Annotated in this window: 14 protein-coding genes; 5 read left to right on the top strand and 9 right to left on the bottom strand. The window is 72.8% G+C overall.

The genetic code is table 11. From position 1 onward, the window contains the following. Positions 1–931, bottom strand: a 931-nt coding sequence (locus ACWCSD_RS33010) for a LacI family DNA-binding transcriptional regulator (RefSeq protein WP_449920740.1), incomplete at its 3' end; no start/stop codon positions are given. 241 nt (positions 932–1,172) lie between these two features. On the opposite strand from ACWCSD_RS33010, the gene ACWCSD_RS33005 reads away from it, so the two are divergent. Continuing rightward, complete coding sequence (locus tag ACWCSD_RS33005; RefSeq protein ID WP_397164689.1) at positions 1,173–2,033, top strand: amidohydrolase family protein; 861 nt, start codon at positions 1,173–1,175, stop codon at positions 2,031–2,033. A gap of 226 nt (positions 2,034–2,259) precedes the next feature. Next, positions 2,260–2,796, top strand: a complete 537-nt coding sequence (locus tag ACWCSD_RS33000) for a cysteine dioxygenase (protein ID WP_397164687.1) — start codon at positions 2,260–2,262, stop codon at positions 2,794–2,796. On the opposite strand, the gene ACWCSD_RS32995 is transcribed toward ACWCSD_RS33000, so the two are convergent. Both ACWCSD_RS32995 and ACWCSD_RS32990 read right to left on the bottom strand, forming a co-directional pair. Beyond that, positions 2,768–3,433 (bottom strand): hypothetical protein, encoded by a 666-nt coding sequence (locus ACWCSD_RS32995; protein ID WP_449920736.1) that lies wholly within the window; start codon positions 3,431–3,433, stop codon positions 2,768–2,770. The genes ACWCSD_RS33000 and ACWCSD_RS32995 overlap by 29 nt on opposite strands. 14 nt (positions 3,434–3,447) lie before the next feature. Further along, positions 3,448–4,614, bottom strand: coding sequence for a CynX/NimT family MFS transporter (locus ACWCSD_RS32990; protein ID WP_449920734.1), 1,167 nt, complete (start codon positions 4,612–4,614; stop codon positions 3,448–3,450). Positions 4,615–4,689: 75 nt separating this feature from the next. Here ACWCSD_RS32990 and ACWCSD_RS32985 point away from each other — a divergent pair, with 75 nt between their 5' ends. Then, the gene (locus tag ACWCSD_RS32985) at positions 4,690–5,673 is read left to right on the top strand and encodes a LacI family DNA-binding transcriptional regulator (protein ID WP_397164681.1); all 984 of its coding nucleotides are present in this window, start codon (positions 4,690–4,692) and stop codon (positions 5,671–5,673) included. Here ACWCSD_RS32985 and ACWCSD_RS32980 read toward each other — a convergent pair. Then, positions 5,636–6,940, bottom strand: a complete 1,305-nt coding sequence (locus ACWCSD_RS32980; RefSeq protein WP_449920731.1) for an MFS transporter — start codon at positions 6,938–6,940, stop codon at positions 5,636–5,638. The two genes, ACWCSD_RS32985 and ACWCSD_RS32980, sit on opposite strands and share 38 nt — an antisense overlap. 59 nt (positions 6,941–6,999) lie before the next feature. Here ACWCSD_RS32980 and ACWCSD_RS32975 point away from each other — a divergent pair, with 59 nt between their 5' ends. Beyond that, positions 7,000–7,986, top strand: a complete 987-nt coding sequence (locus ACWCSD_RS32975; RefSeq protein ID WP_397164677.1) for an ArsR/SmtB family transcription factor — start codon at positions 7,000–7,002, stop codon at positions 7,984–7,986. 13 nt (positions 7,987–7,999) lie between these two features. On the opposite strand, the gene ACWCSD_RS32970 is transcribed toward ACWCSD_RS32975, so the two are convergent. From ACWCSD_RS32970 to ACWCSD_RS32950, 5 genes are all read right to left on the bottom strand, one after another. Then, positions 8,000–8,860, bottom strand: a complete 861-nt coding sequence (locus ACWCSD_RS32970) for a carbohydrate ABC transporter permease (RefSeq protein WP_364330250.1) — start codon at positions 8,858–8,860, stop codon at positions 8,000–8,002. After that, entirely contained in the window at positions 8,857–9,738 is an 882-nt protein-coding gene (locus ACWCSD_RS32965; RefSeq protein ID WP_357972963.1) for a carbohydrate ABC transporter permease, read from the bottom strand. Before ACWCSD_RS32965 ends, ACWCSD_RS32970 begins: the two co-directional genes overlap by 4 nt. Before the next feature lie 54 nt (positions 9,739–9,792). After that, on the bottom strand, positions 9,793–11,085 hold the full coding sequence (locus ACWCSD_RS32960) for an ABC transporter substrate-binding protein (protein WP_449920725.1): 1,293 nt from the start codon (positions 11,083–11,085) through the stop codon (positions 9,793–9,795). A gap of 123 nt (positions 11,086–11,208) precedes the next feature. Continuing rightward, a complete protein-coding gene (locus ACWCSD_RS32955) occupies positions 11,209–11,982 on the bottom strand; it encodes an AMP-binding protein (RefSeq protein WP_397164673.1) in 774 nt (257 codons plus the stop codon). Positions 11,983–12,340: 358 nt separating this feature from the next. Continuing rightward, complete coding sequence (locus ACWCSD_RS32950; protein ID WP_449920723.1) at positions 12,341–14,209, bottom strand: ATP-binding protein; 1,869 nt, start codon at positions 14,207–14,209, stop codon at positions 12,341–12,343. Between ACWCSD_RS32950 and ACWCSD_RS32945 the strand changes: the two genes are divergently transcribed. Further along, positions 14,184–14,364, top strand: a 181-nt coding sequence (locus tag ACWCSD_RS32945; RefSeq protein ID WP_449920721.1) for a hypothetical protein, incomplete at its 3' end; no start/stop codon positions are given. The genes ACWCSD_RS32950 and ACWCSD_RS32945 overlap by 26 nt on opposite strands.

Here is a 14,364-nt window from a genome sequence, read left to right as displayed (position 1 = left end):
CCCTGAGCGTCGGCTCCTGGACCACCCGGCGGCGGCGGGTGCCGCCGTCGGCCGCGGCCGCGATGAGCCGCACCGCGGCCCTGACGATGCCGTCGATGTCCCAGTCGACGGTGGTCAGGCCGGGGGTGAGCAGCCCCGACATGGGATGGTCGTCGTAGCCCATGACCGACACGTCGCCCGGGATGGACAGGCCCAGCTCCTTGGCCGCGGCGTAGACGCCGTAGGCGATGGAGTCGGCGAAGCAGAAGACCGCGCTCGGCCTGGACGTGGAGAGGATCTCGTGGGCCGCCGAGGTGGACGCCGCCAGGTCGTGGGGGGCCGTGACGACCTCGATGTCGAGCCCCAGCCGGTCGGCCTCGGCCAGGACGTGCACGTCGGCCGGACGGTCGGGGGTGCTGGCCTGGGTGGGCGTGAGCACGGCGATCCGGCGGTGACCGAGGCCGGCCAGGTGTTCCAGGGCCAGCGTGACGCCCCGGCGGTTGTCGAAGACGACCTCGCCGGCCGTGCCCGCCAGCGAGTCGCCGATCGCGACGACGGGCAGCGACTCGCACAGCTCGGCCCAGAACGGCGCGGCCGGGTCGACCGGCTGCACGATCATGCCGTCGACGCGCTGGTCGCGGAGCTGCTGGGCGAGCACGCGCTCGCGGTCGGGGTCGCCGACCGCGTCAAGGATCAGGGCATAGCGGTCTTTCTCCCGCAGGCCCCTGCTGATGCCGACCGCCAGCGACTGCTGCCACAGGTCTTCGAGCGAGCCGCAGAGCAGGCCGATCATGCCCGTGCGGCCGCTGGCCAGAGCCCTGGCGATGGGGTCGGCCTCGTAGCCGAGCTCGGCGGCGGCGGCGCGCACGCGCTCCATGGTCTCCTCCGAGACCTGCATGCCGCGCAGCGCATAGGAGACGGCCGCCGGAGACAGGCCGGTCGCGCGGGCCACTTCCCGAATCGTCGCTCTCTTCCGCGGCATCCCGCCAGCCTATTGCCTGCCACCGACAGAAGCCGGACTCCCGCACGGGCTCGCGGGCTTCTTCTGGGACCGCCCTCGACGTGCGAACCGTTGACAAATAGGGCAGTGAAGCGGTTCACTGAACCGTATCACTGAAACGGTTCACCTGATTGATTTCGCAGTACAGTTCGTTTACCTGTAATCTCAGTAGGAAATAGAGGGAGGTGTGATCGTGAGCATCGACGTGCACCAGCACCTGTGGACGGGTTCGTTCGTCGCCGCGCTGCGCGCTCGCACCGTCCCGCCCCGGCTCGACGGCTGGACGCTGCTGCTCGACGGCGAGCCGCCGTACGAGGTGAACCCGGCCGACCACGAGCACCGGGACACGGCGGGGCTCGACCTGGCGCTGGTGTCGATGTCGAGCCCGCTGGGCGTGGAGTTCCTGCCGCCGGAGGAGGCGTGGCCGCTGATCGACGCCTACCACGAGGGCGCGCTCGGGCTGGGCGAGCCGTTCGGGGTGTGGGCGGCGACCTGTCACAGCGAGCCCGATCCGGAGCGGCTGGCCAAGGACCTCGACCGGGGGCTGGCCGGGCTGCAGATCCCGGCCACCGCCGTACCCGACGACCGGCTGCTCGACGTGCTCACCGAGCGGGACCTGCCGCTGTTCGTGCATCCCGGGCCCGCCGCCGTGCCGCCGCCGCCAGGAACGCCGCCGTGGTGGCCGGCGCTGGTGCCGTACGTGCAGCAGATGCACGCGGCCTGGCACCACTTCCACGCCGTGGTCCGGCCCCGGCATCCTCGGCTGCGGGTGTGCTTCGCGCTGCTGGCGGGGCTGGCGCCGCTGCACTCCGAACGGCTCATCGCCCGTGGCGGCACCGGGCGCGGCCTGGTCGATCCCGGCTTCTACGTGGAGACGTCCTCGTACGGGCCGCGCGCCATCGACGCGATCGTCCGCGAGCTGGGCGTGGACGTCGTCGTCAACGGCTCCGACGCGCCGTACGCCACGGCCCCCGACCCCGGCCTCGGCACCGCCGCCCACCACGCCATCCACTCCACCAACCCCCGCCGCCTCCTGGGCCTCCCCCCACCATGACCCCGCGAGGGAGCGCCCCCGCCCGGCCCCCCAGCCCGCCTCACGCAGTGAGGCCATTAAACGCGCGAGGGAGCGCCGGTGTCTGGAGGAGCGGCGGGAGCGCAGCGACCAGAGCGGAGGAAGACGCCGGCATACAGGCGACCGAGCCGCCTCACGCAGTGAGGCAATCAGATAGAGCGCCCGCCTCACGGAGTGAGGCAATTAGATAGAGAAAGGAGACTCGTACGTGAACGACATCCAGATCCAGGGCGGGGGCGTGTGTGCCGGGCTGCCGGAGCGCACGCTCGACCGGCGTGAGCTGCGCGACCTGGTCGACGAGCTGGCCGCCAACCCGCAGGAGTGGCGTGACATGGTCGACTTCCCAGCCGACGGCGGACGGCATTACGCCTCCCTGTACCGGGACGCCTATGTGGACGTCTGGGTGCTGTGCTGGCGTCCTGAGGACGACACGGGCTGGCACGACCACGACATCTCCTCGGGCGCGGTGCACGTCGTGCAGGGGGCGTTGCAGGAGTGCAATCCGCGCATCGGCGGCGAGCACCTGGAGACCGTGGTGCCGGCCGGTCAGTCGTTCTCGTTCGGGCCCGACCACATCCACCGGCTCGGCGGCGCGGAGGGCGAGAGCGTCTCGATCCACGCGTACTCGCCGCCGTTGTGGCGGCTCGGCCAGTACTCCATCGACGACAGCGGCGTCATGCGCCGGGTGTCGGTGAGCTACGCCGACGAGCTGCGTCCTATGGACGAGCCGGTGGCTGTGGCCTGAGCACGCAGCAGCTCCCGCACGCCTCGACGTCGGGCAGGGTGATCCACAGGCAGCACGTCCTGCGGAAGTAACCGCCGTCGGCGGGCTCGATCAGCCCGTCGACCGGGCTGCCGAGCTCGGCGAGCAGGGCCATGTAGTCGCCCTTGACGATGCAGGTCAGCGGATGGGCGAACGCCTCGGCGGTCGAGCCCCACAAGGTGCGCTCGCCGACCTTGGCGAGCGCGCTGATGGCCTTGACCAGCGGCTGCTGCGCCTCGGCCAGCGACTCGCGGATGGGTTCGACGCCCGTGCCCCAGCTCACGCGGCTGGCGGCGATCGTCACGCCGGCGTCGGAGACCTTGAAGTAGGTGTCGGCCAGCCGCATGACGGGGATGCGGCCGTCGAGGGCCCAGCCGAGCGCCATGGGCAGGCTGTGCCAGTAGCCGAAGGTCTTCCAGAACAGCGCCGCGCCGACGTGCCGGGGCGCGTTCCAGCGTGTCGCCGTCTGCTCGACCAGGCCCGCCAACAGCGTGTACGGCTCCCGCACCAGGTCGGCGGCGGCCGTCCAGCTCTCGTCGGGGTCGATGACGAGCTCTGGCTCGACCCCGATGACACCGCCCCGGCCGTCGGCCAGACGCTGGAGAGCCTCGGTCAGCACGCTGCGGATCCCTTCTACAGGTTAGCCTTACCTAAGGTAGCAGGGCGTCCGGCGAACCATCCAGCCACCAGCTGGGCCCCGAGGACCCCGAGGCCGACCGTCAGCGGCACGGTCCAGCCGCCCGAGACCTCTCTCAGGTAGCCGAACAGCAGCGGGCCCAGGGCGGCCACGACGTACCCCACCGACTGGGCCACGGCCGACAGCGCGGTCACGCCGGCCGGATCGGCCGGGCGCAGGGCGATGATCAGCAGCGCCAGCGCGAACGAGGCCCCCTGGCCGATGCCGAGCACGATCATCCACAACCACGGCACGGTGGCCGGGGCCAGCAGCACGCCGAGGTAGCCGAGCGCGGTCAGCACGCCGGCGCCCACCACGTACGGCACCTGCGAGGCCCGGCGGCCGGCCAGCACCGGCACCGCGAGCGAGGTCGCGACCTGGACCAGGTTCGTCAGGCTGAGCAGGTAGCCGGCCTGGTCGGCGGGCAGGCCGGCGTCGAGGAAGATGGTCGGCAGCCAGGCCAGCATGACGTAGAAGGTGAGCGACTGCAGGCCCATGAGCGCGGTCACGTACCAGGTGACGCGGCTGCGCAGGACGGCGCCGAACGGCCGTGGGCCGCCCTGCTCGGCGGGCCCGCCCCGGACCGCCTGCGGCAGCCAGAGCAGGGCCGCGAGCACGGCGGGCACGGCGAGCAGCGCCGAGACGCCGCGCCAGTCGAAGCCGGTGGCCCGCTCCAGCGGGATCACCAGGGCCGAGGCCCCGGCCGCGCCGGCCACCACGGCCGCGACATAGACGCCGGTGAGCAGGTTGACGCGCTCGGGGAAGTGCTGCTTGACGATGCCGGGCATGGAGACGTTCATGACGGCGATGGCGGTCGCGGCCAGCGCCGAGCCCAGGTAGAGCATGGGAACGCCGTCGAGCCCGCGCAGGCACTCGCCCGCCGCGACCACGAGCAGGCCGGCCAGCAGCGTCCGGTCCAGGCCGATGCGCCGCGCGAGCAGCGGGGCCACCGGGCCGAACACGCCCAGGCAGACCACCATGACGGTGGTGATCGCGCCGCCGCCCGACGGCGACAGCCCCAGGTCTTTCATGATCTCGTCGAGCAGCGGTGACAGGCCCGCGATGGCGGGCCTCAGGTTGAGCGCGGCCAGCACGAACCCGGCCACCAGCAAGGCGTGTCGCAACGGCATAGGGCACCTACTCTGGCACAGGCGTCTGACAACGTTGTCCGCCCGGGTGCGGTAGGACATGATCCATGCGTGAGACCGACGATGAAGGACGTCGCGGCGGCGGCGGGCGTGGCGCTCAAGACCGTCTCGCGCGTGGTCAACGGCGAGCCCGGCGTCCATCCGGCCACCGCCGAGCGAGTGCGGGCGGCCATCGACCGGCTGGGCTACAGCCGTAACGAGAGCGCCCGGGTCCTGCGCACGGGCATGACCGCCACCATCGGGCTGGTCATCGAGGACGTCGCCGACCCCTTCTACGCCGGTCTCAGCCGGGCCGTCGAGGACGTCGTCATCGACCACGGCTGCCTGCTGCTCAGCGGGTCCTCGGGCGAGGAGCCGGGCCGGGAGCGCGAGCTGGTCGAGACGTTCTGCGCGCGCCGGGTGGACGGGCTGATCGTCGTCCCGGCCGGTGACGACCACGCCTACCTGCGGGGCGAGCTGGAGGCCGGCACGCCCGTGGTGTTCGCCGACCGGCCGCCCGAGCCGGGGATCGAGGTGGACACCGTGCTCGCCGACAACGCGGGCGGGGCCGAGCAGGCCGTCCGGCACCTGCTCACGCACGGGCACCACAGGATCGCGTTCCTGGGCGACGATCCGGCGATCTACACCGCGGCGCGGCGGCTGGCGGGTTACCGGCGGGCGCTCGGCGGGCTGTTCGACCCGCGCCTGGTGGCGATGCGCCCGCCGTCGCTCGACGACGTACGGGCCGACCTGCGGCGCATGCTCGCCCTGGACGCGCCGCCGACCGCGCTGTTCACCGGGAACGGGCGGCTCACGGTGACCGCGTTGCGGGCCCTGGAGGGGCGGCCGCTGGCGCTGGTGGGGTTCGACGACTTCGAGCTGGCCGACCTGCTGCGGCCGGGGGTGAGCGTGGTGGCGCAGGATCCGGCCTGGATGGGCCGGGTGGCCGCCGAGCTGCTGTTCCGCCGCCTGCGCGGTGACGGCGGGCCGCCGGAGCACGTCGAGCTGCCCGTACGTCTCATCCCGCGGGGCTCCGGCGAGCTTCCGGCGACGTGACCGCACCGGACGCCCCGCCCGCACCGGAGGAACTGACGGCACCAGGGGGACTGTCGGTGCCGGCGGAACCGGCGGCGCCGGAGGGCTTGGCAGGGCGCAGGGGCCCAAGCAGGGCCAACGCGACCAGAACACCGGCCGCGCCCGCCGCGACGATCGCGCCCCCCGGCCCGATCGTCTCGCCCAGCACGCCGACCAGCGCCGCCCCGGCCGCCTGCCCCGTCATCAGCCCCGCCGACTGCAGCCCGAACGCCTGCCCGCGCCCCTCCTCGGGCACCGCGTCCACGAACCGCCGCTGCAACCCGAGCTGGTACGACAGCCCCGCGGCCGCGCACGCGGCCAGCACCGCGGCCCACCCCACGCCGGGCCCGAGCGCGAACCCCAGCCACGGCAGCCCGAGCAGCACGGCGAGCGGCGCCGACAGCCGCTCCCGCAGCGGCGGCGCGGCGAACCTGCCCACGGTGAACTCCCCCACCGCCATCCCGGCCGCCGCCGCGGCGAGCACCACGCCCGCCCGCCCCTCTCCGCCCAGGTACGGCACGATCATGGCCTCCGCCCCGGCCAGGCACATCGTCGGCAGCCATCCGGCCAGCAGCAGCCCGCGCACCCGCCGGTCGGCCAGCAGCGACCGGTTCACCCGCAGCGTCTGCCGCACGGCCCCCGTCCCGCCACTCCCCGCGGCGGCGCGGGCGGGACGGTCGGGCAGGCCGAACCGCAGGACCACCGCGCCGAGTGCCGACAGCGCGGCGGTGGCGGCCAGCGCGCCCGGCGCCCCGGCGAAGGCCAGGAACGCGCCTCCGGCCGCGAGCCCGCCGACCTGGGAGGCCGCCGAGGTGACCCCGATCACCGACCGGCCGAGCACGAACGCGTCCCCCGGCAGGACGTCCGGCAGCGCCGCCGACCTGGCCGCCCCGAACACCGGCGAGAACAGCCCGCTGACCAGCACGAGCGCCAGCATCCCCCACACCGGCAGCCCGGCGTAGGCGAGCAGCAGGCACACCGCCGCCCTGACCAGCTCGCCGGTCACCATCAGCGCCCGGGGCCGCAGCCGGTCGGCCAGCGACAGCAGGAACATCCCGCCCACGATGTACGGCAGCCACCCCGCCATGTACGCCGCCGCCGACAATCCCGGGGAGCCCGTCCGCGCGTACACCAGCACGGACAGGGCCAGCATCTTGATCGATTCCCCGGTGACCAGCAGCGCGAAGCTGCCGAACAGCACCCGGAACTCCTTGACCGCGAACACGTCGCCGTACGTCGCCGCTCTCACATCCCCGATGCTGCTGAACCGGCGCCCGGCCCGGCCATGGTTTCGGATATAACCGAAAGGTGGCACTGAAGATCCAGGTGACCCCGCAGGACCTGGTGGCCAGCAGGTTCGCGATCTCGCCGCTGATCGAGACCATGCACGCCCACTGGACGCTCGACGGCAGGAACGAGCCCGGCGTGCACCGGCGGTGGGTGGAGCGCTGGCGCGGCCCGTACCTCGACCTGGTGCGACGGCATCCGGCGCTGCGCGCGCTGGCGGCGATCAGCGGCAACAAGGGCCATGCGAACGTCGACTTCATCGCCCCGCCGCCGGCCGGGATGAGCGTGCCGTTCGAGACCGAGCTGGCCTCCATGCGCCGGACCCCGGTCGCCCAGGCGCACGAGGAGATCGCCCGGGTTCTGGCCGCGCTGCCGCCGGTGCCGGAGCCGATCCGGGACCTGCTGTTCTCGCCGCGGGTGGTGGAGGTGCTGGCCGACGCGTACGAGGCACTGTGGCGGGAGATCATCTCGGTCGGCTGGCCGCGACTCCACACGATCCTCGAACGCGACGTGATCCAGCGGGCCGGACGCCTGGCCGCCTACGGCTGGGCCGCCGCCCTGGACGACCTGAGCGACCAGGTGCGCTGGCGTCCCGACGGGCACATCGAGGTGCGCCTGCACACCCGCCTCGGCTCGCACGTGCTGGGCGGCGGGGGCCTGCTGTTCGTGCCGACCGCCTTCGCCGGCTCGGTCGGCGTGTACCTGGAGGCGGCCTGGCCCAACGCGCTGGTCTACCCGGCCCGCGGCACGGGCGCCGCGGTCGGCGTGCCGGACGGCGACCTGGCGCTGCTGATCGGCCGCACCAGGGCGCGCCTGCTCACCGAGCTGGCCGTGCCCGCGACGACCACCCACCTGGCCGCCCTGCTCGGCCAGAGCCTCGGCGCGACCGGCGGGCACCTGGCCGTCCTGCGCAGGACGGGCCTGGTCGTCGGCACCCGCACCGGCCGTTCCGTGCTGTACGCCCGTACGCCGCTGGGCGACGCGCTGGCCGGCCGGTCACCGGCGTAGCGGGCCGCCCGGGTCAGCCCTTCAGCGCGCCCGCCATCAGGCCGCGCATGAAGAACCGGCCGAGCAGCACGTAGATCAGCATGGTCGGGATCGAGGCCAGGATGGCCGCGGCCATCTGCTGGCTGTAGGGGGTGGCCTGGGCCCCGGCGATGTTGTTGAGCATGACGGTGGTCGGCCAGCTCTGCGGGCCGGTGATGAAGACGGCGAACAGGAAGTCGTTCCACAGGGAGGTGAACTGCCAGATGATCACCACCGCGATCGCGGGCCACGACACCGGCAGCACGACCGACCAGTACGCGCGCAGCATCCCCGCGCCGTCCACCCGCGAGGCCTCGATCAGCTCGTCGGGGATCGTGACGTAGTAGTTGCGGAAGATCAGCGTGCAGATCGGGATGCCGTACACGACGTGCGCGAGCACCAGGCCCGGGATGCCGCCGTAGAAGACGCCCTGCAGCCCGGTCTGCTCGTTCAGCCAGACCATGAGCTTGACCAGCGGGATCATCACGCCCTGGTAGGGGATGAACATGCCGAACAGGAACAGCGTGAACAGCACGTCCGCGCCGGGGAAGCGCCATTTGGACAGCACGTAGCCGTTCATCGACCCGAACGCGCACGACAGCAGCGAGCCGGGGACGGCCAACAGCACGCTGTTCCACAGGCCGGGGGCCAGCTTCTCCCAGGCCACCCGCCACGCCTCGGTGGTCCACGTCCTGGGCAGGTTCCACGCCTGGCCGGGGTCGGCCTCGGTGAGCGGCTTGAAGCTGGTGGCCAGCAGCACGTAGATCGGGACGAGGACGACGACCACCAGGGCGAGCAGCAGGCAGAACCGCACGATCCCGAACCCGGTCCTGCGCCGGGCCGCGACGGCCGTCATGGCCTGCGCTCCTTGCGCACCGACCAGATCAGGTACGGGATCACGAAGACCGCCACGCTGAGCACGATGTACGAGGCGATCGTGGCCCCCTTCGCCGGGTCGTGCGAGTCGTAGACCGCCACCCACATGAACACCGCGGGCACGTCGGTGATGATCTGCTTGCCGGACACCGCCACGATGAGGTCGAAGACCTTGAGCGAGATGTGTCCCAGGATGATCAGCGCCGACAGGGTGACCGGCCTCAGCATGGGCAGCACCACGTGCCGGTAGACGCCCCACTCGCCGGCGCCGTCCACCCGCGCCGCCTCGCGCAGCTCCTCGGGGACGCCGCGGAAGCCCGCCAGGAACAACGCCATGACATATCCGGACATCTGCCAGATCGCTGGGAGCGCCATCGCGGCCATCCCCCAGTCCGGATCCCTGAACCACTGCCACTGCGGCAGCCCGATCGCGTCGAACAGCCGGTTCAGGCCGACCGCCCGCTCACCCGTCCCCGAGTTCATCAGCCACCGCCACACGATGCCGGTCGCGACGAACGACACGGCCATCGGGAACAGGTAGATCGCCCGGAACGTGCCCTCCCCCCAGATCCCCTTCTCCATGAGGAACGCCAGGAACCAGCCCAGCACCAGCGCCCCCGCCACGAACGCGATCGTGAACACGATCGCGTGGTCGACCGACAGACGCCAGCGCGCCTGGTCCCAGATGTCGACGAAGTTCTTCAGCCCCACGAACGTGCCCTCGGACACCTCATCGTGCTGGTCCGTCATGGCCAGGCGGAAGTTCCAGCCCAGCATGCCGTACACGAACACGCCGATCGCCACGATCGACGGCGCGACGAGGAGGAGTCCGGGCAGCCAGGTGCGTGCCCGCCTCACAACCGTTTCCCTTCGCGCGGGTACGGCGGGAGCCTCCCGCCGTACCCGCATGCGTCACTGAGCGTTGGCCTTGGCCGCGTCGGCCAGGCCCTGTTGCAGGCCCTTGACGTCCTTGCTGCCGATGAACAGCCCGACCGCCTCGTTGATCGAGGCCAGCCACGGCTGGCTCACCGAGACGCCGTGCTGGATGGAGCCGGCCAGCTTGTCGCCCGACCAGTCCTTCAGCGCGTCGGCCAGGTAGTCGGTGTAGAGCGACTGGTCGGCGTCCTTGCGGGCGGGGATGGAGCCCTTCTTGGGGTTGAAGGCGTCCTGGCCCTCCTTGCTCGCCGCGACCTTCAGCCAGGCGACGGCCCCGTCCCGGTTCTTGGCGCCCTTGGGCAGCGTGAAGCTGTCCGACAGCCACATGTAGGTGCCCTCGGTGCCGGGCGCGGGCGCCCAGTCGAAGTCCGTCTTGGACGTCTTGCCGAGGCCGCCCTCCGGCGGGTTGTGGAAGTAGCCGTAGGCCCAGTCGCCCATGATGTTGAACGCCGCCTCGCCGTCGGCCACCTGCTTGGCGGCGGGCTGCCAGTCGTCCTGCGGGTCGCCCGCGTACGACATGATCTTGGCGTAGTTCTCCAGCGCCTTCGTCATCTGCGGGCCGCTCCAGTCGGCGCCCGGCTTGAACAGCGCGTTGTAGGCGTCGGTGCCGAGCGAGCCGAGCAGCACGTTCTCCAGCAGGTGGGTGGCGGTCCACTCCGAGCCGACGGAGATCGGGATCTTGCCCTTGGCCTTGACCTTCTCCAGGTCGGCGATGAACTCCTGGATCGTCTTGGGCGCGGCCGCGATGCCGGCGTCCTTGAGCACCTTGGGGTTGAACCACAGGACGTTGGACCGGTGGATGTTGACCGGCACCGAGTAGATCTTGCCCTCGACGCTGATCTGCTCGACGAGCTGGGCGGGGAAGACGTCCTTGAGCTTCAGCTCGTCGTACAGGAACGTCAGGTCCTCCAGGTTGCCCGCCTTGATGTAGCCCTGCAACTCGGCGCCGGCGTGCCCCTGGAACGTGTCGGGCGGCGTGCCGGCCTGCAACTTCGACTGCAACAACGCCTTGGCCTTGTCACCCGAGCCACCCGCCACGGCGGCGTCGAAGAACGTGTAGTTCGGGTTCTTGTCCTCGAATATCTTCTTCATCGCCGCGAGGCCGTCGGCCTCACCGGGGCCCGTCCACCAGGAGAAGACCTCCACCTGCTGCTTGCCGCCGCTCGACGAACCCGGCTCAGGAGTCTGGCCGCCGCTGCCTCCGCCGCAGCCCGCCAGGCCCAGAACGCCCGCCATCGTGATCGAGACGGCCGCTAACCACCGTCGCATCGCACACCATTCCCTTCGCGATCCCCCGAAGTTGGTGACCTTTGACAACGTTGTCAACAACGGCTATCAACCCACTTCGCGCGCGCCGACGTCAAGGGCGGGGCAGGTAACAGGTCCGCATACTCAGCCCACGCGCTCCAGCGCGCCGGCCGGCCCGGTGAGCACGGTGACGCCCGCGTCGTAGCCGGATCCGGGCAGGTCACCGGGGCCCGCGGCCACGACCAGCGCGCCCTTGGACACGGCCAGGCCGACCAGGGCGGGCAGGTCGGCGCCGGCGCCGGGCGGCCACGTGCACAGCACGACGTCGGACTCCCTCAGTCCGACGGGCACGTCGAGCTCGGCCATCCTGGCCAGCAGGTCGGCATGGGTGAGCCGGGCGCCGCCGGGCAGCGCCAGCGCGTCCTGGCGCTTGGCGTCGAGGGCGGGCAGCGCGGTGGGCTCCAGCACCAGCAGGCCGCGGAAGTCGATCGTGTCGAGCGCCGGGCCGAGCGAGACCACCTGGCGCACGCGGGAGCCGTCGGCCGCCGCGATCGCCGTCTCCGCCAGGTCGGGGGTGGTGATCAGCATGCGGGCGTCGCACTCGCGCAGCAGCGCCGCCACCTCCTCGACGCCGAGCCCCGGGCCTATCGGCGCGGCCACCCCGCCCGCCGCCAGCACGGTGTGCAGGGCCACCGTCTGGGTGCCGGTCGTGGGGACGTGCACCCCCACCACCTGGTCGCGGCGCGCTCCCCTGCGCACCAGCCCGGACGCCGCCCTGGTCACCTCGGTCACCAGGCTGCGGTAGCCGTAGACGTGGCCGCCGCGCAGATCGATGAGCGCCGGCCGCTCGCCCCGCTCGTAGGCCCGGCGGAACACCTCGTGGATCACGGTGCCGGAGGACGAGGCGGACGGCGTCATGCCCGTCAACGTACGGTCGCCCGCGCGCCGGCCGCATCCACCGATCTATGTAGAGCGGTGTGCATTTCCCCAGCCCAGGGCCGAGGTGGGCGGGCCCGAGCCCTGCGCGACTCGAGCCCGCTGTCACGCGCCCTGGAACCGGGCCCCCACCCCTCCGAGAAGGCCCGGCTCCGTCGGGACGCGTGACGTCCCTCGGTCGATCGGCCGCCGCGGCCCCCGGCGCGAGGACGGGAAGCGCGGGGCGCGGTCGATCACACGCAGAACGGTAGGCGTTCGGACCGGGGCGGCACATGCGCTGACATGGCCATTCGACGATGTAAGCGGCGGGCGGCGGCGATGTGTAGAGAACCCGCCGGGATCAGCGTGCGCCGATCACCCATGCGGCAATCTGTGTACGTGTGGAGAAGCCCAGCTTGCCGAGGATGTTGGCGACGTGCCGCGCGGCGGTGGCCGGGCTGATCACCAGTTCGTCGGCGATGGCCCGGTTGCTCAGCCCGCGGGCGACCAGCTCGGCGATCTCGCGTTCCCTGGCCGTCAGCCTGCTGTCCTGGGCCGCCGGGGCGACCGGCGCGGCCGGCAGCTCGGGCAACGGGCCGCCGAGCGCGCACGAGACCGCCTGGTCGGCCGTCATCGCCAGGCCCTCGGCCCACAGCAGCGCCACCACGGCCTCCCCCAGCCGGTCGCGGACGGGGGCCAGCAGCTCTTCGGTGCGGGCGTCGGGGCGGCGGTCGCGCAGCCCCAGGGAGGCGGCGGCCAGCAGGACCGCGCGCCGGTCGTCGCCCTCGGCCGCCACCAGGCGCGCCCAGGCCGCCAGCCGCCGGGCGATGCTGTCACGCAGGCCCGCGTCGCGGCTGAGCACCAGCGCCTCGGTGAGCCGCGCGCGGGCCTCGGTCAGGTCGCCCTCCTCCAGCGCGACGCGGCCGAGCCCGGCCAGGCAGCTCACGATCTGCTGCCGGGCGTCGATGTGCCGCAGCAGGCGCAGGCCGGCCTCGTAGTGCCGCCGGGCGGCCGGCCGGTCGCCGGTGCGCCGGGCGATCTGGGCCAGGCCGACGTGCCCGTAGGACTGGCCGAGGTGGTTGTCCAGCCGTTCGCTCAGCGACAGGACCTCCTCGAACGCGCGCCGCGCCTCGTGCAGGCGGCCGGCCCGCAGGCCGAAGTCGGCCCGGGTGCCCTGGGCCAGCGACTCCAGGATCGGGTCGCCGCGCCGCCGCGCCGCCTCCAGGGCCGGGGTCAGGGACTCCTGGTCGCCGGTCGCCTGGGCCAGCATGATCAGGCCCACGGCCTCGCCGTAGGCGTCCTGGGCGTCGACGCACAGCGCCAGCCCGATCTGTACGCACCGCGCCGCGAGCCCCGTCTCGCCGGCCGCGAGCGCCAGCTCACCGCGCAGGATCATCGCCTGCCCGCGTAAGCCCTCGGGCACGTCGGGGGCGTCGAGCGCGAGCAGCCGGTCGAGCCGCTCGGCGATGTCCAGCCGCCGCCCGCTGGCCATGAGCAGGTAGCGCACGTCGGTCAGCAGTTGCAGGGCGGTCTGCGGCGACCCGCTCGCCACGGCCCAGTCGCAGGCCGCGCCCACCTCGGCCTTGAGCCCGTCGAACAGGTTGACGTAGCGCTCGACCACGGGCCACGACGTGCGCGCGCCCGGCGCGAGGACGTCCTTGAACCGCCCGGCCAGCCCGGCGAGCGCGGCCAGGTGCGCGCGGCGCAGCGCCGCCTCCTCGCCGGACTCCGCGAGCCGCTCCAGCGCGTATTCGCGGACGGTCTCCAGCAGCCGGTAGCGGGCCTGGCCGGCGACCTCGCCGTCGAGCACGACCAGCGACTTGTCCACCAGGTCGCACAGGCGCGGCAGCACGTCCTCCTCGGGCAGGCCGGAGCCGGCGCACACCGCTTCGGCCAGGTCGAGCGTCCAGCAGGAGCGGAAGGCCGCCACGCGGCGCAGCAGCAGGCGCTCCTGCGGGCTGAGCAGCCGGTAGCTCCAGTCGACGGCGGCACGCAGCGTACGGTGCCTGGCGTGGGCCGTACGGGCGCCGCCCGCCAGCACCCTGAACCGGTCGTCGAGCCGCTCGACGAGCTGCCTGACCGACAACACCCGCACCATGGCGGCGGCCAGCTCGATCGCCAGCGGCAGCCCGTCGAGCGCCTGGCACAGCTCGATCGCCAGCGGCAGCGTCTCCTCGGTCAGCTCGAAGCCAGGACGCGCGGCGGTGGCCCTGGTCACGAACAGGCGCACGGCCTCGCTCTCCTCGCCGACGAGCGAGAGCGGCGGCACCCGCCAGACCGTCTCGCCCGGGCTGGGCGGCGGCGGGCTGCCGTTCCTCGACTACGTCTACGTCAACGAGGTCCAGGGCCGCAGCGAGTACGGGCAGCTCGCCCTCGGCACGTTCA

The organism is Nonomuraea sp. NPDC001684, from assembly GCF_053596515.1.
Note: the sequence above shows the minus strand (reverse complement) of the source record. Positions and strands in the feature narration are given on the sequence as shown.